Source organism: Streptomyces sp. NPDC024632, assembly GCF_055559175.1.
The window spans coordinates 119,852-139,269 of the sequence record NZ_JBVHLD010000010.1 but is presented as its reverse complement, the minus strand read 5'-3'; the positions used below and the strand labels follow the sequence as shown (position 1 = coordinate 139,269).

Annotated in this window: 17 protein-coding genes; 7 read left to right on the top strand and 10 right to left on the bottom strand. The window is 70.8% G+C overall.

Annotated elements, in window-relative coordinates:
• Positions 1 to 138: 138 nt before the first annotated feature.
• Positions 139 to 1,554 carry a CCA tRNA nucleotidyltransferase gene (locus ACZ37P_RS22075; protein ID WP_391158848.1) on the bottom strand — a complete coding sequence of 472 codons (1,416 nt, stop codon included), beginning with the start codon at positions 1,552 to 1,554 and terminating at the stop codon, positions 139 to 141.
• A 307-nt stretch (positions 1,555 to 1,861) separates the two neighbouring features.
• On the opposite strand from ACZ37P_RS22075, the gene ACZ37P_RS22070 reads away from it, so the two are divergent.
• The 7 genes from ACZ37P_RS22070 (at position 1,862) to trxA (ending at position 12,551) form a co-directional block, all read left to right on the top strand.
• Positions 1,862 to 4,219 carry a DUF6049 family protein gene (locus ACZ37P_RS22070; RefSeq protein WP_391158845.1) on the top strand — a complete coding sequence of 786 codons (2,358 nt, stop codon included), beginning with the start codon at positions 1,862 to 1,864 and terminating at the stop codon, positions 4,217 to 4,219.
• A gap of 26 nt (positions 4,220 to 4,245) precedes the next feature.
• Positions 4,246 to 6,795: a murein biosynthesis integral membrane protein MurJ gene (gene murJ, locus ACZ37P_RS22065; RefSeq protein WP_467348213.1), complete on the top strand. Its 2,550-nt coding sequence runs from the start codon at positions 4,246 to 4,248 to the stop codon at positions 6,793 to 6,795.
• Positions 6,796 to 7,692: 897 nt separating this feature from the next.
• Positions 7,693 to 9,420, top strand: a complete 1,728-nt coding sequence (locus tag ACZ37P_RS22060) for a protein kinase family protein (RefSeq protein WP_467348366.1) — start codon at positions 7,693 to 7,695, stop codon at positions 9,418 to 9,420.
• Positions 9,421 to 9,506: 86 nt separating this feature from the next.
• A complete protein-coding gene (gene sigM / locus ACZ37P_RS22055) occupies positions 9,507 to 10,178 on the top strand; it encodes an RNA polymerase sigma factor SigM (RefSeq protein ID WP_355336660.1) in 672 nt (223 codons plus the stop codon).
• Positions 10,175 to 11,047 (top strand): anti-sigma factor, encoded by an 873-nt coding sequence (locus ACZ37P_RS22050; protein ID WP_467348210.1) that lies wholly within the window; start codon positions 10,175 to 10,177, stop codon positions 11,045 to 11,047. Before sigM ends, ACZ37P_RS22050 begins: the two co-directional genes overlap by 4 nt.
• Positions 11,048 to 11,182: 135 nt before the next feature.
• Positions 11,183 to 12,166, top strand: a complete 984-nt coding sequence (gene trxB / locus ACZ37P_RS22045) for a thioredoxin-disulfide reductase (protein WP_355336662.1) — start codon at positions 11,183 to 11,185, stop codon at positions 12,164 to 12,166.
• A gap of 55 nt (positions 12,167 to 12,221) precedes the next feature.
• A complete protein-coding gene (gene trxA / locus ACZ37P_RS22040; protein WP_355336663.1) occupies positions 12,222 to 12,551 on the top strand; it encodes a thioredoxin in 330 nt (109 codons plus the stop codon).
• Positions 12,552 to 12,701: 150 nt separating this feature from the next.
• Here the strand turns inward: trxA and ACZ37P_RS22035 are convergent, their stop codons facing one another.
• From ACZ37P_RS22035 to rpmH, 9 genes are all read right to left on the bottom strand, one after another.
• Positions 12,702 to 13,319 (bottom strand): GNAT family N-acetyltransferase, encoded by a 618-nt coding sequence (locus ACZ37P_RS22035; RefSeq protein ID WP_355336664.1) that lies wholly within the window; start codon positions 13,317 to 13,319, stop codon positions 12,702 to 12,704.
• Positions 13,320 to 13,395: 76 nt separating this feature from the next.
• A complete protein-coding gene (locus tag ACZ37P_RS22030) occupies positions 13,396 to 14,496 on the bottom strand; it encodes a ParB/RepB/Spo0J family partition protein (protein WP_467348208.1) in 1,101 nt (366 codons plus the stop codon).
• Positions 14,493 to 15,617: a ParA family protein gene (locus ACZ37P_RS22025; protein ID WP_355336666.1), complete on the bottom strand. Its 1,125-nt coding sequence runs from the start codon at positions 15,615 to 15,617 to the stop codon at positions 14,493 to 14,495. Before ACZ37P_RS22025 ends, ACZ37P_RS22030 begins: the two co-directional genes overlap by 4 nt.
• A gap of 276 nt (positions 15,618 to 15,893) precedes the next feature.
• Positions 15,894 to 16,631, bottom strand: coding sequence for a 16S rRNA (guanine(527)-N(7))-methyltransferase RsmG (rsmG, locus tag ACZ37P_RS22020; RefSeq protein ID WP_355336667.1), 738 nt, complete (start codon positions 16,629 to 16,631; stop codon positions 15,894 to 15,896).
• 88 nt (positions 16,632 to 16,719) lie between these two features.
• On the bottom strand, positions 16,720 to 17,238 hold the full coding sequence (locus ACZ37P_RS22015; protein WP_355336668.1) for a Jag family protein: 519 nt from the start codon (positions 17,236 to 17,238) through the stop codon (positions 16,720 to 16,722).
• A 13-nt stretch (positions 17,239 to 17,251) separates the two neighbouring features.
• Positions 17,252 to 18,433, bottom strand: coding sequence for a membrane protein insertase YidC (gene yidC, locus ACZ37P_RS22010; protein ID WP_355336772.1), 1,182 nt, complete (start codon positions 18,431 to 18,433; stop codon positions 17,252 to 17,254).
• Positions 18,433 to 18,750, bottom strand: a complete 318-nt coding sequence (yidD, locus tag ACZ37P_RS22005; RefSeq protein WP_188282916.1) for a membrane protein insertion efficiency factor YidD — start codon at positions 18,748 to 18,750, stop codon at positions 18,433 to 18,435. The genes yidC and yidD overlap by 1 nt, the downstream gene beginning before the upstream one ends.
• Positions 18,747 to 19,145, bottom strand: a complete 399-nt coding sequence (gene rnpA / locus ACZ37P_RS22000; protein WP_391158835.1) for a ribonuclease P protein component — start codon at positions 19,143 to 19,145, stop codon at positions 18,747 to 18,749. The genes yidD and rnpA overlap by 4 nt, the downstream gene beginning before the upstream one ends.
• Before the next feature lie 19 nt (positions 19,146 to 19,164).
• Positions 19,165 to 19,302, bottom strand: a complete 138-nt coding sequence (gene rpmH / locus ACZ37P_RS21995) for a 50S ribosomal protein L34 (RefSeq protein WP_003975051.1) — start codon at positions 19,300 to 19,302, stop codon at positions 19,165 to 19,167.
• Positions 19,303 to 19,418: the final 116 nt, after the last annotated feature.

The following is a 19,418-nucleotide window of genomic DNA, read 5'->3' as shown; positions in this document are numbered from 1 at the left end:
TTCTTGAGGCTGATGGGCTAGTGCGGGTGCTTTTGATCTGCCGCTGGTGCCCCCTGGAGAGCGTTGTGGTTGTCGGGGGGGGGGGGGGGGGGTGTTCCACGTGGAACATCGCCCCTCCGCCGTTTCACGCCGCCGTTCTCACTGCTGCTCGGACCACCACGTCTTGAGCGCGGCGATCGCCTCGTCCTCGGTCATCGGGCCGTTCTCCAGCCGGAGTTCCAGCATGTGCTGGTACGCCTTGCCGACCAGGGGGCCGGGGGGGACGCCCAGGATCGACATGATCTGGTTGCCGTCGAGGTCGGGCCGGATCGCGTCCAGCTCCTCGCGCTCCTGGAGTTCGGCGATGCGCGCTTCCAGGGCGTCGTAGGTGCGGGACAGGGCGGCTGCCTTGCGCTTGTTGCGGGTCGTGCAGTCCGAACGGGTCAGCTTGTGCAGCCGGGAGAGCTGCGGGCCCGCGTCGCGGACGTAGCGGCGTACGGCCGAGTCGGTCCACTCGCCGCTGCCGTATCCGTGGAAGCGCAGGTGCAGCTCGACCAGCCGGGAGACGTCCTTCACCAGATCGTTGGGGTACTTGAGCTGGGTCAGCCGGGCCTTGGTCAGCTTCGCGCCCACCATCTCGTGGTGGTGGAAGGAGACCCGGCCGTCGGTCTCGAAGCGGCGCGTCTTCGGCTTGCCGATGTCGTGGAGCAGCGCGGCCAGCCGCAGGACGAGGTCCGGCCCGTCGGTCTCCAGGTCGATCGCCTGCTCCAGCACGGTCAGCGAGTGCTCGTAGACGTCCTTGTGCCGGAAGTGCTCGTCGCGCTCCAGGCGCAGCGCGGACAGCTCGGGCAGCACCAGATCGGCCAGCCCGGTGTCGACCAGCAGCCGCAGTCCCTTGCGCGGGTGGTCGGACAGGATCAGCTTGTTCAGCTCGTCCCTGATCCGCTCGGCGGAGACGATGCCGATCCGGTCGGCCATCGCCGACATCGCGGCGACCACCTCGGGCGCGACCTCGAAGTCGAGCTGCGCGGCGAAGCGGGCGGCCCGCAGCATCCGCAGCGGGTCGTCGGAGAACGACGACTCCGGGGTGCCGGGCGTACGCAGCCGCCGCGCCGCCAGATCGTCCAGGCCGCCGTACGGATCGACGAAGTCGCCCTCGGGGAGCGCGACCGCCATCGCGTTCACCGTGAAGTCCCGGCGGACCAGGTCGTCCTCGATGGTGTCGCCGTAGGACACCTCCGGCTTGCGCGAGGTCCGGTCGTACGCCTCGGAGCGGTACGTCGTCACCTCGATCTGGAAGCTGTCCTTCATCGCGCCGACCGTGCCGAAGGCGATGCCGACCTCCCACACCGAGTCCGCCCACGACCGCAGGATCTTCAGCACCTGCTCGGGGCGGGCGTCGGTGGTGAAGTCGAGGTCGTTGCCGAGCCTGCCCAGCAGGGTGTCCCGGACGGAGCCGCCGACGAGGGCGAGCCGGAATCCGGCGTCGCGGAATCGGTGGCCGAGTTCCTCGGCGACGGGCGCGACCTGGTGGCGGGCCCGCGGGGTCTGAGCGGCATTGTTGGCATTCGGCACAACGTAAAAGGGTACGGGTCCGCGGAGCCCACGGCTGCCGGGTTTCCCCGCGGGACCGCGTCGCGGGCGCATACGGCGCGCGTCCCGAGGGCATACCGTCCGGTTCCGGACCTCGGCGGACCCCGGCGGGGCATCGGCCGGACCCCGGCCAGATCTCGACTGGGCCGCATCGGGCCTCTTCCCCGGACTCCGCAGCACTTTGGCACAGCGCCGATCGTTAACATGCCAGCACGCACATCAGATGGGCGCGGACCGACGACCACCGTCGCCCGCCCGTCGACATCCGACACGAGGGACGGGCGAACGCGTGGGCGAGGCGGCACAGGCACCCGGAAGACCCCCGTCGGCGCGCTCGCCGCGTCTGCTGCGGGCGGTCGCCCTGATCGCCGCGGGCACGCTGCTCACCGGGCTGCTCCAGGTCGTCCAGACGCTCCAGGCGCCCGGCGCGCAGGCCGCCGTCGGCAGCGGCTCGCGCACCGCCGCGGTGGCGCTGAACAAGGTCGACCCCCGCGTCCCCGCCAAGGACGGCTCCGTCACCGTGTCCGGCACGGTGACCAACAACGGCAAGACGACGATCACCGGCGCCCGGATGGGCGTCAGGGTCGCCCCGGACGGCCCCCTGACGTCCCTCAGCGCGATGAAGAGCGCCCAGGACCGTACCGGTTACACCAGCTACCTGGACGGCTCGGAGATCGACGGCCACACGGTCGACCTCCCGAAGATCCCGGCCGGGCAGAGCCAGCCCTTCTCCCTCAAGGTCCCGGTGAAGTCCCTGGGCTTCGACGCCTCGGGCGTCTACCAGCTCGGCGTGGCGCTGGACGGCGAGACGTCCGCGGAGCCCGGCGAGCACGTCCTGGGCATCAAGCGCACCTTCCTGCCCTGGTACGACACCAACACCACCACCGCGAAGGCCACGCAGATCACCTACCTGTGGCCGCTCACCGACCGGCCGCACGTGGCCGCCCGCGGCGACACCGACTCCCAGCAGAGCCCGATCTTCCTCGACGACGACCTCGCCAAGGAGCTGTCCCCCGGCGGGCGGCTCCAGGTGATGGTCGACCTGGCCAAGTCGCTGCCGGTGACCTGGATCATCGACCCCGACCTGCTCGCCTCGATCGACTTCATGACCAAGCCGTACCGGGTCGCCGGCCCCGGCGGCGACGTCACCCACACCACCGAGGGCACGGGCGGCGCGGTCGCCAAGGCCTGGCTGAACTCACTCAAGAGCGCTGTCGCGGGCGACCAGGTGATCGCGCTGCCGTTCGCCGACACCGACCTGGCCTCCGTCGCGCACAACGGCCTGCGCGTGCCCGGCACCCTCAACCACCTCAAGACCGCGTCCGAACTGGGCGTGAGCACCCTCGACACCGTCCTCGGCGTCCAGGCCACCTCCGACGTGGCCTGGCCGGTGGACGGGGCCGTCGACCCCGCCATCGTCTCGGTGGCCCGTACCGGCGGCGCGAAGCGGATCGTGGCCCGCAGCGACAGCGTCGGCGAGAGCGATGCGCTCAGCTACACGCCCAACGCGGCCCGACCGATCGGCCACGGGGTGACCGCGGTGGTCGCCGACGCCTCGCTGTCCACCGCGTTCGCGGGCGACATGCTGCGCGCGGAGCCCGCCGATCTCGCCGTGCAGGACTTCGTCGCGCAGACCCTGATGATCACCATGCAGGCGCCGGAGAGGCAGCGCACCATCCTGGTCGCCCCGCAGCGCATGCCCACGGTCTCGCAGGCACAGGCGATGGCCGAGGCGATCGGCACGGTCGGCACGAGCCCGTGGGCCGCCACGGTCGGCTTCGACACCGCCGCCAAGGCCAAGGCCGACCCGGACGCGAACCGCAAGGTGCCGTCGGCGAAGAAGTACCCCAAGGCGCTGCGCAGGCACGAGCTGTCCGTGGGCGCCTTCCAGCAGCTCAGCGAGACGCAGACCCATCTCAACGACTTCGTCACCATCCTCACCCGCAAGGACAAGGTGACGGTGCCCTTCGGCAACTCGGTGCTGCGCGCCATGTCGGCCGGCTGGCGCGGCGACCCCGCCGACGCGACCGAGTTCCGCAGTTCGATCGGCGGCTACCTCCAGGACCTGATCAACGCGGTCCGCATCCTGCCCAAGACCACCCTCACCCTCTCCGGCCGCAGCGGGACCATTCCGGTGACGGTGAAGAACGAGCTGAACCAGCCGATCACCAACCTTGTGCTGCGTCTCACGTCGAACACCGACATCCGGCTGGAGATCAAGGACCCGCAGCAGCCGATCGCGATCGACGGCGGCCACACCCGTACCCTGAAGTTCCAGACGTCGGCGAGCGCGAACGGCAAGGTCAGGGTCACCGCGGCGCTCTTCACCGCGCAGGGCGTGCTCTACCGCAACAGCAACGCCGTCGAGTTCGACGTCAAGATCACCAAGGTCACCGATCTGGTGATGCTGATCATCGCCGCCGGTCTGCTCCTTCTGGTGCTCGCGGGCGTTCGCATCTACCGTCAGCGGAAGCGGCAGGCAGCCGCGGACAGCGGCGGAGACGGCGGGGACGGTGAGGACGGGGACAACGGCGGCGGGCAGGAGGACGGTGATCCGGGGCAGCCGGGTGACCCTGGCACTGACACCGAGGACACCGGTCGGGAAAGCGTTGAGCTGTCCCCGACGGGTGAGAAGGTGGAGGGATAGCCGGCGGACAATAAGGTGGGGCACTGATGAACGCGCCGTATGACGGTGATCGCGACTCTGCGGGCCAGATGCCTCCATCGCCCGAGCAGCGTCCCTCACCCCCTGACCCGTATCTGCAGAACACCTACGCCTACGACCCGTACCAGCAGCAGGACCCCACCGCGCAGGACCCGGTGGGCGAGGCGCTGTACGACCGCGCCGCGCACCCGCCGCCGCCGTACGGGCAGGAGTATCCGCAGCAGCAGCCTTCGGCGTACCCCCAGATGCCGTACGGCGACAACTCCGCGACCCAGTACGTCGGCGTGGACGACCTGGTCGGCGGGTCGCCCCAGGGGCAGCAGGGCGGCCAGGGCCAGCAGGACCCGGGGTACGACGCGTTCGATCACCTCTTCCGCGACCAGCGCGGCGGCGGCGCGCCTGCGCAGCAGCCGCAACAGCCCCAGGCCCCGCAGCCGCAGCAGGGGTACGCGCCGCCGCAGGACCCCAGGCAACAGCAGCAGCCGTACCAGCAGCCGGGTCCCGCCCAGTACCAGCAGCCGCAGCACCCCCAGCAGGGGTACGCGTACCCGCAGCAGCAGCCGCAGCAGGGCTACGGCTATCCGCCGCAGCACCAGCAGCAGCCGCCCGGCTACCCGGCGGCGTACGGGCAGGCGCCCGCGCCCGCGGACAACGCCGAGACGGGGTACGCCGAGCCCGCGTACGAGAATCCGGCGTACGGGCAGGCCGCCTACCAGGACCAGCGGTACGCCGACCCGCGGTACGGCTACGCGAATCTGCCGTACCCGAACCAGCAACAGCAGCCCGTGCAGTACGCGTACACGCCCTCGTACATCGGCGAGCCGGTGTCCGCGCTGGACGCCACCGGGCAGATCCCGATCATCCCGGCCGCGCCGCCGATGGCCGCCAGGCCGCCGCGCGCGGCGGAGGCCACCTCCAACACGCGCGCGGGCAACATCCTCAAGTCCAGCGCGCTGATGGCGGCGGGCACCCTGGTGTCCCGCCTCACCGGCTTCGTCCGCACCCTGGTGATCGCCGCCGCGATCGGCGTGGCGACCCTCGGCGACTCGTACGCCGTCGCCAACACGCTGCCGACGATGATCTACATCCTCACCATCGGCGGCGGTCTGAACTCCGTCTTCGTCCCGCAGCTCGTCCGCGCGATGAAGGACGACGACGACGGCGGTACGGCGTACGCGAACCGGCTGCTGACGGTCGTGATGGTGGTGCTCGGCGGCATCGTGGCCGTCACCGTGATCGCGGCCCCGCTGCTGATCCGGCTGATGTCCGCGAAGATCGCCGACAACCCCGACACCTACGACATCGCCATCACCTTCGCCCGCTACTGCCTGCCGACCATCTTCTTCATGGGCGTGCACGTGGTGATGGGCCAGGTGCTCAACGCGCGCGGCAAATTCGGCGCGATGATGTGGACGCCGGTCCTCAACAACATCGTGGTGATCTTCAGCTTCGGCATGTTCATCTGGGTGTACGGCGCCTACAGCACCACCCGGATGGACGCGACGACCATCACTCCCGAGGGCGCGCGGCTGCTCGGCATCGGCACGCTGCTCGGTCTGACCGTGCAGTCGCTGGCGATGCTGCCGTACCTGCGGGACGCGGGCTTCAAGTTCCGGCCGCGCTTCGACTGGCGCGGCCACGGCCTCGGCAAGGCCGCCAAGCTCGCCAAGTGGACGTTCTTCTTCGTGCTGGCGAACCAGGCGGGCCTGATCGTCGTCACCCAGCTCGCCACCTGGGCGGGCGCCAACGCCGACAAGAGCGGCAACCAGGGCACCGGCATCACGGCGTACAACAACGCGCTGCTGATCTGGCAGATGCCCCAGGCGATCATCACCGTCTCGGTGATGGCCGCGGTGCTGCCGCGGATCTCGCGGGCCGCGGCGGACAACGACGTCTCCGCGGTGCGCGACGACATCTCCTACGGTCTGCGCACCTCGGCGGTGGCCATCGTGCCCGCCGCCTTCGCCTTCCTGGCCCTGGGCGTCCCGATGTGCAGCCTGCTCTACGCGAGCACCGGCACCGGTTCCGCGCGCAACATCGGATTCATCCTGATGGCCTTCGGCGCCGGACTGATCCCCTTCTCCGTGCAGTACGTGATCCTCCGCGGGTTCTACGCCTTCGAGGACACGCGCACGCCCTTCTACAACACGGTCATCGTGGCCGCGGTCAACGCGGCGGCGGCGGCCATCTGCTTCGTGGTGCTGCCCGCCCGCTGGGCCGTGGTCGGCATGGCCGCCGCGTACGGCCTCGCGTACGCCGTGGGCGTCGGGGTGGCCGCCAAGCGGCTGCGCTCTCGGCTCGACGGCGACCTGGACGGCAAGCGGGTGGTACGCACCTACGCCCGTCTGACCGGCGCCTGCGTACCCGCCGCGCTGATCGCGGGGCTGGCCGTCTACGCCGTGCTCGGGGCGCTGGGCAGCGGCGCCGTGGGCTCGCTCGCCGCACTCGTGGTGGGCGGCGGCCTGCTGCTCGGAATCTTCCTCTTCGCGGCCAAGCGGATGAGGATCGAGGAGATGACCGCCATGATCGGCATGGTGCGAGGACGGCTCGGGCGCTGAACGAACCCGTCGCGAAGCGGCGGGCAACCATCACGGTTCGCTGTGTGTCGTGCATAGAGCCGGACTGTGGGCACAATTGTCATCGGCTCGATGTGGGATCGCGCAATGGATGGGGAGGCAGGAACGACGGTGGCGGATCGGAGCACGGCCGCCGTCGGAGTGGCCAATGAGGGTGGCGAGCCCCCGCTCGCCGCCCAGCAGGACGGCGCCACATCCGACGGGACGACGACGGACGACCAGACCAGCAGCAGCGCCGACTCCGGCACACGATCCCAGGACGGGTCGGACGGCACGCAGACCACCGCCGAAACCTCGATGTCGGCCGCGGTCGACGGCGACAGCGCGACCAGCGAGACCGTGGTGGTCGACACCGCGGTGGCCGCGACCGCCGAACTGACCGCGCCCGTGCCCGTGACGGCCCCCGCGTCCTCGCCCACGGCGACGACGAAACTGACGACCGCCGTGCTGCCCGCGGTGCCCCCGTCACCGGAGGAGACCCCCACCGCCGCCCGAGCCTCCACCACGACCTCCCCCGCGCCCTCGGGCACCTCCTCGGGCACCTCCTCCGCCAACGCCGCCGCACCGACCGCGGCCAAGCCCGCGACGGCGTCGGCGACGACGTCGGCGGCCAAGGCCCCGGCCAAGAGGGCCGCCAAGCAGACCGTCAAGGACGGCCGAAGCCCCAAGGCGTCCGCTTCGACGAACGGCGCCAAGGCGGCCTCCGCGACCGCGCCCGTCGGGACGGGCACTCCTGCCAAGGGCACCCCGGCGAAGGGGACACCGGCCAAGGGCACGTCGGCCAAGGGGACGCCCGCCAAGGGCACCTCCTCGATGGGCACTTCGGCGAAGGGCACCCCGGCCAAGGGGACGCCCGCCAAGGGCACGCCGGTCGCCTCCGTGAAGGCCCCGTCCGCACCGTCCCCCGCGCCCTCGACGTCCGGCTCCGGGGGCACCGCCACGCTCGCCCCCGACGAGAAGACCGGGGACGGGGACCGCCCGGCGACCGAGGCCACCCCAGGAAGCCCCACAGCCGCCTCCACAGCGCCCGCCGACGGCCAGCGGCCCGCCGGCCCCGCCAAGGGCGGCGGCAGCGCCACCACGGCGCCCAGGCCCGTCCGCAGCGCGCAGCCCGAGCTGCACAGCGGTCACAAGCTCGCCCGGCGCTACCAGCTCGCCGAGTGCGTCACCCGGATCGACGGCTTCAGCAGTTGGCGCGCGGTCGACGAGAAGCTGCGCAGGGCGGTCGGCATCCACATCCTGCCCGCCGACCACCGGCGGGCCCGCCAGGTGCTGGCCGCCGCCCGGTCCGCCGCGCTCCTCGGCGACCCGCGCTTCGTCCAGGTCCTCGACGCCGTCGAGGAGAACGACCTGGTGTACGTCATCCACGAGTGGCTGCCCGACGCCTCCTCGCTGGCCGAGCTGCTCGCCGCGGGCGCGATGGAGCCGCACGAGGCGTACCAGATGGTCAGCCAGGTCTCCCAGGGCATGGCCGCCGCCCACCGCGAGGGCCTGGCACACCTGCGTCTCGACCCCGGCGCCGTGCTGCGTACGGTCTCCGGGCAGTACCGCATCCGCGGCCTCGCGGTCGCCGCCGCACTGCGCGGGCTCAACTCCGAGCGTCCGCAGCGGCAGGACACCGAGGCGATCGGCGCGCTGCTCTACGCCTCGCTCACGCAGCGCTGGCCGTACGAGGAGGACGCGCACGGTCTGGCGGGGCTGCCCAAGGGCGTCGGCCTGGTCGCACCGGACCAGGTCCGCGCGGGCGTCCACCGCGGGCTGTCCGAGCTGGCCATGCGCGCGCTCGTCAACGACGGCGCGACCGCCTCCCGGCAGGACCCGCCCTGCACCACTCCCGAGGAGCTGGCCAAGGCCGTCGCGGGCATCCCGCGCATCCGGCCGCCGGAGCAGGCACCGCCGGTCTACCCGGTCGCCGCCTTCCGCCAGCCGCCCGCGCCACCGGGTACGCCGCAGCCGCCCGCGGTCGCGGCCCCCGCTCCGCCGCCCGCCCTGCCCGGCCGTACCGGCCGGGCACTGAAATGGGCGGTCTCGGCACTGGTGATCGTGGCGATCGGCCTGGGGAGCTGGCAGCTCGCGGACACCCTCAAGTCGCGTGAGGACCGGCCGACCAGTCACCCGACGACCGGCCAGAAGGCGAGCCAGGACCCGACGCGCAAGGCCCCGGTCCCGATCAAGATCGCCGGGCTGAAGGACTTCGACCCGCTCGGCGACGGCAGCGAGAATCCGAAGGATCTCCCCAAGGCGTTCGACGGCGACCTCTCCACGTACTGGGAGACGAACTACTACCTGGGCGCCGATCTGGGCAATCTCAAGCCGGGTGTCGGCGTCATCGTCGACCTGGGCAGCGCCAAGCACGTGAGCACGGTGAAGGTCGACTTCGTGGGCGACGTCACCGCGCAGCTCCTGGCCGCGCCCAAGGGCACCTCCGCGATGCCGACCACCTTCGACGCCTTCACCAAGGTGGCCCAGGGCTCGGGCAGTTCGGTGACGTTCAAGCCGAGCGCCGATCTCACCTCGCGCTACGTGCTGGTGTGGATGACGCGTCTGGCGCCTGCCGAGACCGGTCACTTCCGTGGCAGGATCTCCGAGATCAGCGTGACGGGCTGATCCCGGAGACGGGCTGACCCCGCGGCGACGGCCGCGGGGACACCCACGGCGAGACCCACAGGGGCAGGGGACGGGGGAGAACGGCCTTGGAGGCAAACCCGCTCGGCGATGTCGCCGACGCCGATCTCCTGGCCCGTCATGTCGCGGGCGATCCCGACACCTTCGGCGAGCTGGTGCGCCGCCACCGGGACCGGCTGTGGGCGGTGGCCCTGCGCACCCTGGGGGACCGCGAGGAAGCCGCTGACGCCGTCCAGGACGCGCTGGTGTCCGCCTTCCGGGCCGCCCATACCTTCCGCGGCCAGTCGGCCGTCACCACCTGGCTGCACCGCATCACGGTCAACGCCTGCCTCGACCGGGCCCGTAAGGCCGCCTCCCGCAGGACGGCCCCGGTGGCCGACGAGGAGAACTTCGAGGCGTTGCTCGAACCCCACGAGTCGGCCGAGGTCCCGGCCGAGCGCGGGGAACTCCACCGCGAGCTGATAGCCGCCCTCACCACGCTGCCGCCCGACCAGCGCGCCGCACTGGTCCTGGTCGACATGCAGGGCTACTCGGTCGCCGAAGCCGCCGCGGTGCTCGATGTGCCCACCGGTACGGTCAAGAGCCGGTGCGCCAGAGGCCGGGCGAAACTGCTTCCCCTCGTCACCCATCTGCGCGCGCAGGGCGTGGATAGCGCCGATCGCGGCGGGGGAAGGAACCGGGCGGAGGGGACATCCGTCCCAGAGACGGGACCGGAACAGGGTGGAGGTGAACAGCGGTGACATCGACAGCGGACCACGACGCGCATCCCGAGGTCGCCGAGATCTCCGACCTGGCCGAGGGGCTGCTCCGCCCCGAGCGCGCCACGGAGGTCACCGAGCACATCGCGGGCTGTTCGCTGTGCGCCGACGTCCGGGACTCCCTGGAGGAGATCAGGGGACTGCTCGGCACCCTGCCGGGACCGCAGCGGATGCCCGCCGACATCGCCGGACGGATCGACGCGGCGCTCGCCGCCGAAGCGCTCCTCGACGCCACCACGCCCGATGTTCCACGTGGAACATCGCGGCCGTCACCCAAACCGACACCGACGCATGTTCCACGTGGAACATCGACCGGTCCCGACGGACATGCCTCCGGGTCCGCCGGTCCCGGCCGCACCGGTCGGCGGTGGCGGCGCGGACTGCTCGTCGCCGCCTCCGCCGTGGTCGTCGTCGGCCTGGGCGTCACGATCTATCACGTCGGCGACGACACCACCTCGCAGAGCGACGCGACCGCCAGCAGCAAGAAGGCGGCCACCGCCGCCGACCCGATCGCGGTCCAGGTGCGGGAGCTGCTCGATGAGGCGGCGCCGAACCACGCGGCCGGGGAGTCCGACTCCCCGATGCTCAGCGGTCCGGGCGTCAGCAGCGAGGGAGCCACCATGAGCCCGGACAAGGCGGTGCCCACCGTCCCCCCGTGTGTGCTCAAGGCCACCCAGCGCACCGGCCCGGCGCTGGCCGCCGAGCGTGAGTCCTTCCACGGGACGGACTCCTACCTTGTGGTGCTGCCGCACCCGAGTGACGCCTCGGCGGTCGACGCGTTCGTGGTCAGCGCCGCCTGTACGGCGACCAGTCCCGGCGCGGTCCTCTTCCGGAGCACCTACCCGCGCTGAGCCGTTCGTCCGGGGGGCGTGGCGTACGGCGTGCGCCGCGCCGTCCGGGGAATGCTGGACCCGTAGGATCCGTTAGGCAGGACGAGAGTCCAGCCAGGGCCCCCGCAGTTGTCCGCAGAGACGAGGAAGACACCCGTGAGCGACGTCCGTAACGTGATCATCATCGGCTCGGGGCCCGCGGGGTACACCGCGGCGCTCTACACGGCGCGCGCATCCCTCAACCCGCTGGTCTTCGAGGGGTCGGTCACCGCCGGCGGCGCGTTGATGAACACCACCGAGGTGGAGAACTTCCCCGGCTTCCGCGACGGCATCGTGGGCCCGGACCTCATGGACAACATGCGCGCCCAGGCCGAGCGCTTCGGCGCCGAGCTGGTCCCGGACGACGTGGTCGCGGTCGACCTCGGCGGCGACATCAAGACCGTCACGGACTCGGCGGGCACCGTCCACCGCGCCAAGACCGTCATCGTCACCACCGGCTCGCAGCACCGGAAGCTGAACCTCCCCAACGAGGACCAGCTCTCCGGCCGCGGCGTCTCCTGGTGTGCCACCTGTGACGGCTTCTTCTTCCGCGAGCAGGACATCGCCGTGATCGGCGGCGGCGACACCGCGATGGAGGAGGCGACCTTCCTCTCCCGCTTCGCCAAGTCCGTGAAGATCGTGCACCGCCGGGACAGCCTGCGGGCGTCCAAGGCGATGCAGGACCGCGCCTTCGCCGACCCGAAGATCTCCTTCGTCTGGGACAGCGAGGTCGCCGAGATCCACGGCGACGGCAAGCTCTCCGGTCTGACCCTGCGCAACACGAAGACCGGCGAGACCTCGGAGCTGCCCGTCACCGGGCTGTTCATCGCGATCGGCCACGACCCGCGCAGCGAGCTGTTCAAGGGCGTCCTCGACGTCGACGGCGAGGGCTACCTCACCGTCCAGGCGCCGAGCACCCGGACCAACGTCCCCGGTGTCTTCGCCGCGGGAGACGTCGTGGACCACACCTACCGTCAGGCGATCACCGCGGCCGGCACCGGCTGTTCCGCCGCGCTGGACGCCGAGCGCTACCTGGCCGCCCTCGCCGACGCCGAGAAGGCCGAGACGGCCGACGCGTCGGCCGACAAGGCCGCCGTCTGACCCGCTTCCATCCCTCACCCCCGACACGCACACATCACGACCTGAGGAGACCGCCGTGGCCGGCAACACCAAGCACGTGACCGACGAGACGTTCGCCGAGGAGGTGCTCGCCAGCGACAAGCCCGTGCTGGTGGACTTCTGGGCGGAGTGGTGCGGCCCGTGCCGCCAGATCGCCCCCTCGCTGGAGGCCATCGCGGAGGAGCACGCGGAGAACATCACCATCGTCAAGCTGAACATCGACGAGAACCCGGTCACCGCGGCGAAGTACGGCGTGATGTCCATCCCGACGCTCAACGTCTACAAGGGCGGCGAGGTCGTGAAGACCATCGTCGGCGCCAAGCCGAAGGCCGCCATCGTGCGCGACCTGTCCGACTTCATCGGCTGACGCTCACCGGCTGACGCTTTCACCGGCGGACGTCTTCACCGGCGGACGCTGTTCCACGTGGAACACGAGAGGGCCGACCCCCGATCCGGGGTCGGCCCTCTCACATGTCCGGGCCGGGTGCCCGGCGCGGCCGTGGGGAGTGACGGCGGCTCACAGGGGCCGGAGGGCAGGCTCCTTCTGGACGGCGCCCAGGAGGCGGTCGATGGCCATCTCGACGTCCTCCTTCCAGGAGATCGTGGAGCGCAGCTCCAGCCGCAGCCGGGGATAGCGCGGGTGGGGGCGGACCGTCTTGAAGCCGACCGCGAGCAGATGGTCCGCGGGCAGGACGCACGAGGGGGCGGTCCACTTGGCGTCGCCGAATGCCTCGATCGCCTTGAAGCCCCGCCGGATGACGTCCTTGGCGACAGTCTGCACCAGGACCCGGCCGAGGCCCTGCCCCTGGAAGCCGGGCAGGATGCGCGCGGTCATGAGCTGGACGGCGTCCGCCGACACCGGGCTGGTCGGGAAGGCCAGGGAGCGCGGCACATACGCGGCGGGCGCGTAGAGCACGAAGCCCGCGGGCACCTCGTCGACGTAGACGACCCGTCCGCAGGAACCCCACTCCAGCAGAACGGCGGAGATCCACGCCTCCTTCTCCAGCTCGGGCTTGCCCGCCTGGACGGCCGCTTCGCCACTGACCGGGTCCAGTTCCCAGAAGACGCAACTGCGGCAGGGCTTGGGGAGGTCCGGGAGATTGTCGAGTGTCAGTGGTGCCAGCCGACGTCCCATGTGGCCTGAACCCCATCTCTGCCGTGAACCGAACTGCCCACGTACACCCCGGCGCGAACGCCGGGGTGCGCCCGCGTCACTCGCCGTCTTCGTCCTCGGTTTCCTCTTCGAGCCGGTTCTCCAGCACATTGCCCTCGCCCGGGGCCATCGCCCCGAGGATGCGCTCCAGATCCTCTATCGACGCGAATTCCACGACGATCTTTCCGCGCTTCTGCCCCAGGTCGACCTTCACCCGGGTGTCGAAGCGGTCGGAGAGCCGGGAGGCGAGGTGGGTGAGCGCCGGGGAGACCCGACGCCCGGCCCGGGGCGCCGCGCTCTTCCTGGTGGGCTTCGGGTCGCTGTTCATCAGCGTCACGATCTCTTCGATCGCGCGCACTGACAGCCCTTCGGCGACGATCCGGTGGGCCAGCTTGTCCTGCTCCTCGGGGTCGTCCAGCGAGAGCAGCGCCCGCGCGTGGCCGAAGGAGATCACCCCGGCCGCGACCCGGCGCTGCACCGGGGCGGACAGCTTCAGCAGCCGGAGCGTGTTGGAGACCTGCGAGCGGGAGCGCCCGATCCGGTCCGCCAACTGCTCGTGGGTGCAGGAGAAGTCGCGGAGCAACTGGTCGTACGCCGCCGCCTCCTCCAGGGGGTTGAGCTGGGCCCGGTGCAGGTTCTCCAGGAGGGCGTCCAGGAGGAGCTTCTCGTCGTCGGTCGCCCGGACGATCGCCGGAATCCGCTCCAGGCCGGCCTCGCGGCACGCCCGCCAGCGGCGCTCGCCCATGATCAGCTCGAAGCGGTCCTTGCCGATCTCACGCACGACGACCGGCTGGAGCAGACCGACCTCCTTGATGGAGGTGATCAGTTCGTTGAGGGCGTCCTCGTCGAAGACCTCACGCGGCTGGCGCGGGTTCGGCGTGATGAAGTCCAGGTCCAGCTCCGCGAAGTAGGCACCCGGTACGGGGTTCTTCGCGTCGGAGAGGTCCGGCTCTGTTTCACGTGAAACAGGGATGTCCACCACGGGCGGCGGCACGGCCTCGGGGACTCTGCGGTCCACCAGTCCGGCCACCTTGGCCGCGGCGACGCCGCGTTCCTGCGTCAGTACCGGTGCGGCGCCCTGGGCGCCGCCCGTCGACTGCGGCGCGGCCGGGATCAGCGCGCCGAGACCACGGCCGAGCCCTCTGCGTCGATCACTCACTGGATCCCCTCCGACATGCTGTGCGGGTTCTGCTCATCGTGCTGGGTGTAGTCACCCTGCGGGTCGTACTCGACGGCGACGGACGCCTCGACTCCGCGCAGGGCCATCTCCCGGGCGGCTTCCAGATACGACAGCGCGCCGCTGGAGCCCGGGTCATAGGTCAGTACGGTCTGCCCGTAGCTGGGCGCCTCGGAGATCCGGACGGACCGCGGGATGCTGGTCCGCAGCACCTCCTTGCCGAAGTGCGTGCGCACCTCCTCCGCGACCTGGGAGGCGAGGCGGGTCCGTCCGTCGTACATGGTCAGCAGGATCGTCGACACATGCAGCTTCGGGTTGAGGTGCGCGCGGACCAGTTCCACGTTCTTCAGGAGCTGGCCCAGCCCCTCCAGCGCGTAGTACTCGCACTGGATCGGGATGACGACCTCGGCCCCGGCCACCAACGCGTTGACGGTCAGCAGGCCGAGCGAGGGCGGGCAGTCGATCAGGACGTAGTCCAGCGGCTGCTCGTACGCCTCGATCGCCCGCTGGAGCCGGCTCTCGCGGGCGACCAGGGAGACCAGTTCGATCTCGGCGCCCGCCAGGTCGATGGTGGCGGGCGCGCAGAACAGGCCCTCCACATCGGGGACCGGCATCACGACGTCGGACAGGGGCTTGCTCTCCACCAGGACGTCGTAGATCGAGGGGACCTCGGCGTGGTGGTCGATACCCAGCGCCGTGGAGGCGTTGCCCTGCGGGTCCAGGTCGACCACGAGCACCCGGGCGCCGTGCAGCGCCAGAGACGCCGCCAGATTCACCGTGGTCGTGGTCTTGCCGACCCCGCCCTTCTGATTGGCGACCACCATCACCCGGGTCTGGGCCGGCCGGGGAAGTCCTTCCCCGGCGCGTCCCAGTGCCTCGACGGCCAACTGCGCGGCGCGGCCGATCGGGGTGTCATCCATGGGAGGCAATGTTTCACGTGAAACACCGTCTCCGAACCCCGGGGGCACGGCAATCGGGCCCCCGGCAAACTCTGCTGTGCGGGGACCGGGGACCGGATCGGCCATCGGTCCCGCGATGTTGGCGTCGGACCGCAAGGACTCACACTCCTCGACTTCAGGCTCGCTATGAGAAGAGCCTGCCATGCCGGAGGGGTGATGAACCAGCGAGACTTGGCTGCCTGTGGATGAAGCCGTAGATCTATCCACCGACTGGGGCGTCTTGGAGGGCTTGTTGGCGTGTGCCTCGGCCGCGGCTCGGCCGCGGCTGAGGACTCCTGGTAGCAGCGAGCGACGTTTCACGTGGAACACGATGCACAGCGCCGGACCGCTAACTCCGCAGACACTCCGGGTTATGTCTGTTTGGCCGTTTGTATGGCGTAGAGGGAGGGTTCGGCGCGGGACCGTTCGAGGAACGACGGTTCAGCGGCGACGGCGGGGAGCGCCGCCCCGCGGGTTACGGCTCGCGCGCGCGGCCTTCGCCCGCCGGGTCGCGGCGCGTACCCCGCCGGGGCTCTCGCCGACCAGGACGCGTACGACGGTGGAGAGCGGGTCCACGATGCCCTCGCCGACCTGGACCACGGAGGTGTCGACCGCGCCCAGCCGGTCGAGCGCGGCCCTGGCCGCCTTCAGCTCGTCCAGCGCGGTGTCGCCCTTGAGGACCGCCATCTCACCGTGCGGGCGCAGCAGCGGCAGGCCCCAGCCCGCGAGCCGTTCCAGCGGCGCCACGGCGCGCGCGGTCACCACGTCCACCGGGGGCAGCTTGCCCATCATCTCCTCGGCCCGGCCGCGCACCACGGTGACATTGCTCAGCCCCAGCACCTTGACGACCTCTTCGAGAAAGGTGGTCCTGCGCAGCAGCGGCTCCAGCAGCGTGATCCGCAGATCGGGCCGGGTCAGCGCCAGCGGGATACCCGGCAGGCCGGCGCCCGAGCCGACGTCGCACACGGACACGTCCTCGTCGATGACCTCGGAGAGCACCGCGCAGTTCAGCAGGTGCCGCTCCCACAGGCGGGGCACCTCGCGCGGGCCGATCAGGCCGCGGCGCACCCCGGCGTCCGCGAGCAGCTCGGCATAGCGCAGGGCGTCGGCGAACCGGTCACCGAAGACCGTCCTGGCCTGCTCGGGCGGCGCGGGAAGCTCCGCTGCTGCCTCCGTCACGGGGGCTGTCCTTTCCTAGGTCACTCACAAGGTTCGGCCCCGCCTGCGAACAGACGGGGCCGACAGAGCAGTACCACACAGCGTCCGGTCAGACCGGGAGTACGACCACCCGGCGCTGGGGCTCCTCGCCCTCGGACTCGCTGCGCAGGCCCGCGGCGGCCACGGCGTCGTGCACGACCTTGCGCTCGAACGGCGTCATCGGGTCCAGCTTCACCGGCTCACCGCTGGCCTTGGCCTCCGCCGCCGCCTTCGCGCCGAGCTGCGCCAGCTCGGCCCGCTTGCGCGCCCGGAACCCGGCGATGTCCAGCATCAGCCTGCTGCGCTCACCGGTCTCCCGGTGCACCGCGAGCCGGGTCAGCTCCTGGAGGGCTTCCAGCACCTCGCCGTCCCGGCCGACCAGCTTGTTCAGATCACGGGTGCCGGTGTCACCGATGATCGACACCGACGCGCGCTCGCCCTCGACATCCATGTCGATGTCACCGTCGAGGTCCGCGATGTCCAGCAGACCTTCCAGGTAGTCGGCGGCGATATCACCCTCCTGCTCCAGCCGGTTCAGGGTCGCGGCCGAGCCGTTGTCGGGTGCGGTGGTGGTGTTGACGTCGCTCACGCCTGGGCTCCTCTTACTTCTTCTTCGACAGGTTGGTCGGCTTGGACTTGCCACCGGACTGCTTGCCGGGCGAACCGCCCTGCTTGCCCGGAGCGCCGCCCTGCTTCGTACCGCCGCCTGTCCTGCCTGTGCCTGCCGAGCCGCCGCTCGCCTTCGGGGCACCGGCCTTGGGAGCGCCCGCCCGCGGGGCTCCACCGCCCGCCCTGGGAGCGCCGCCGCCACCGGTGCCGCCCGCCGCGCCGCCGCCGGCGCCCGTGCCCGTGGGGGTCGTCTGGCGCTTGGACTTCGGCTGCCGCTTGGGCTGGGTGCGGTTGGCGCGCGCGACCTCCACGGCCTCCTTGGCGGCCACTTCCTCCGGGGGCTCGACGAGCTTGCCCTTGGCGCGCAGCCGCTCCTGGCGCTGCTGGAACGCGAGGCTGCCGGGGGTGGGGTTACGCCGGATCACGAACATCTGCTGGCCCATGGTCCACACGTTGGTGGTCAGCCAGTAGACGAGGACACCGACGGGGAAGTTGATACCCATGACGGCGAAGATGACCGGGAAGACGTACATCAGCATCTTCTGCTGCTGCATGAACGGGGTCTTCACCGTCATGTCGACGTTCTTCGTCATGAGCTGGCGCTGCGTGTAGAACTGCGACGCCGACATCATGAGGATCATGATCACCGTGACGATGCGCACATTGGTCTGCGTGGCGCCCAGCGACTCGACCTTGGCCGCGCTGTCCAGGAACTTCGCCGCCAGCGGGGCACCGAAGATGTGCGCGTTCTTGGCGCTGTCGACCAGGTTGGCGTGGATCACGCCGACCTCGTGGCCCTTGGCGATGTTGCTGAGCACGTGGTAGAGCGCGAAGAAGAACGGGGACTGCGCCAGGATCGGCAGGCACGAGGAGAGCGGGTTGGTGCCCGTCTCCTTGTACAGCTTCATCATCTCTTCGGACTGGCGCTGCTTGTCGTTCTTGTAGCGCTCCTGGATCGCCTTCATCTTGGGCTGGAGCGCCTGCATGTTCCGGGTCGACTTGATCTGCTTGACGAACAGCGGGATCAGGCAGATCCGGATCAGGACCACCAGCGAGACGATGGACAGACCCCACGCCCAGCCGCTGTCCTTGTCGAAGATCAGGCTGTAGAACGAGTGGAACTGGACGATGATCCACGAGACAGCGTCGTAGAGGGGGTTCAGAATCCCCACGATCAGGCTCCTTGGGCGTGAGAGGGTCCGGTGGGCTCGGGCGTGACGGGCCCGTCGGAGCCGCCCCGCAGTGCGCGGCGCAGCCGATCGTGCCATGGCGGCCGCTTGCGCGGCGGGACATGGTCCACGCCGCCCGGCGACCAGGGATTGCAGCGCAGGATGCGCCACGCGGTCAGGGCGGTGCCCTTGATCGCGCCGTGCCGGTCGATGGCCGTGAACCCGTAGTGGGAGCACGAGGGGTAGTACCGGCAGACCGGGCCGAGCAGCGGACTGATCGTCCACTGGTACAGCTTGATCAGTGCCAGCAGCGGGTACTTCATCGAGACACCCTCCCCTCGGCTTCGCCTCGGGTGTCGCGACCCAGCAGCCGCTCGAGGGCGGCGTCCAGGTCGTGGGCCAGCTCCGCATGGTCAGCGCCACCGGCTCCGGGTAGCGCTCGTACGACTACCAGGCTACCGGGGGGCAGCTGCGACAGGCGTTCGCGGACCAGATGACGCAGTCGGCGCTTGACCAGATTGCGCTGCACCGAGCCACCCACCGCCTTGCTCACGACGAAACCCGCACGCACCGGGGGAGTGCTCCCCCCCGGCACATGCGGGTCCGTGATGTCGCTGCGCAGATGGACCACCAGCAGCGGTCGACCCGCTCGGCGTCCTCGGCGAACCGCTTCTCCGAAGTCCTGGCGCCGCCTCAGCCGATTCTCGGTGGGCAGCACGGCATGAGACCTGTGACGATCAGGCGGACAGTCGGGCGCGGCCCTTGCTGCGGCGGGTCGCGAGAATCGCGCGGCCGGCGCGGGTGCGCATACGCAGACGGAAGCCGTGGGTCTTCGCACGACGGCGGTTGTTCGGCTGGAAGGTGCGCTTGCTCACTCGGGGGCTCCAGGGAAAATCGTGTCCGGCGGGGCGTCGCCTGGCTGTCACCGTGCGCCCACGAAGAATCTCGCGGAACAGATCAGGTGCACCGCTTGACGATCATCCGGGGACTT

Coding starts and splice junctions, on each gene's coding strand:
- murJ (WP_467348213.1), top strand. CDS start 4,246: ATGAACGCGCCGTATGACGGTGATCGCGACTCTGCGGGCCAGATGCCT.
- ACZ37P_RS22035 (WP_355336664.1), bottom strand. CDS start 13,319: ATGGGACGTCGGCTGGCACCACTGACACTCGACAATCTCCCGGACCTC.
- ACZ37P_RS22025 (WP_355336666.1), bottom strand. CDS start 15,617: ATGGCAGGCTCTTCTCATAGCGAGCCTGAAGTCGAGGAGTGTGAGTCC.
- yidD (WP_188282916.1), bottom strand. CDS start 18,750: ATGAAGTACCCGCTGCTGGCACTGATCAAGCTGTACCAGTGGACGATC.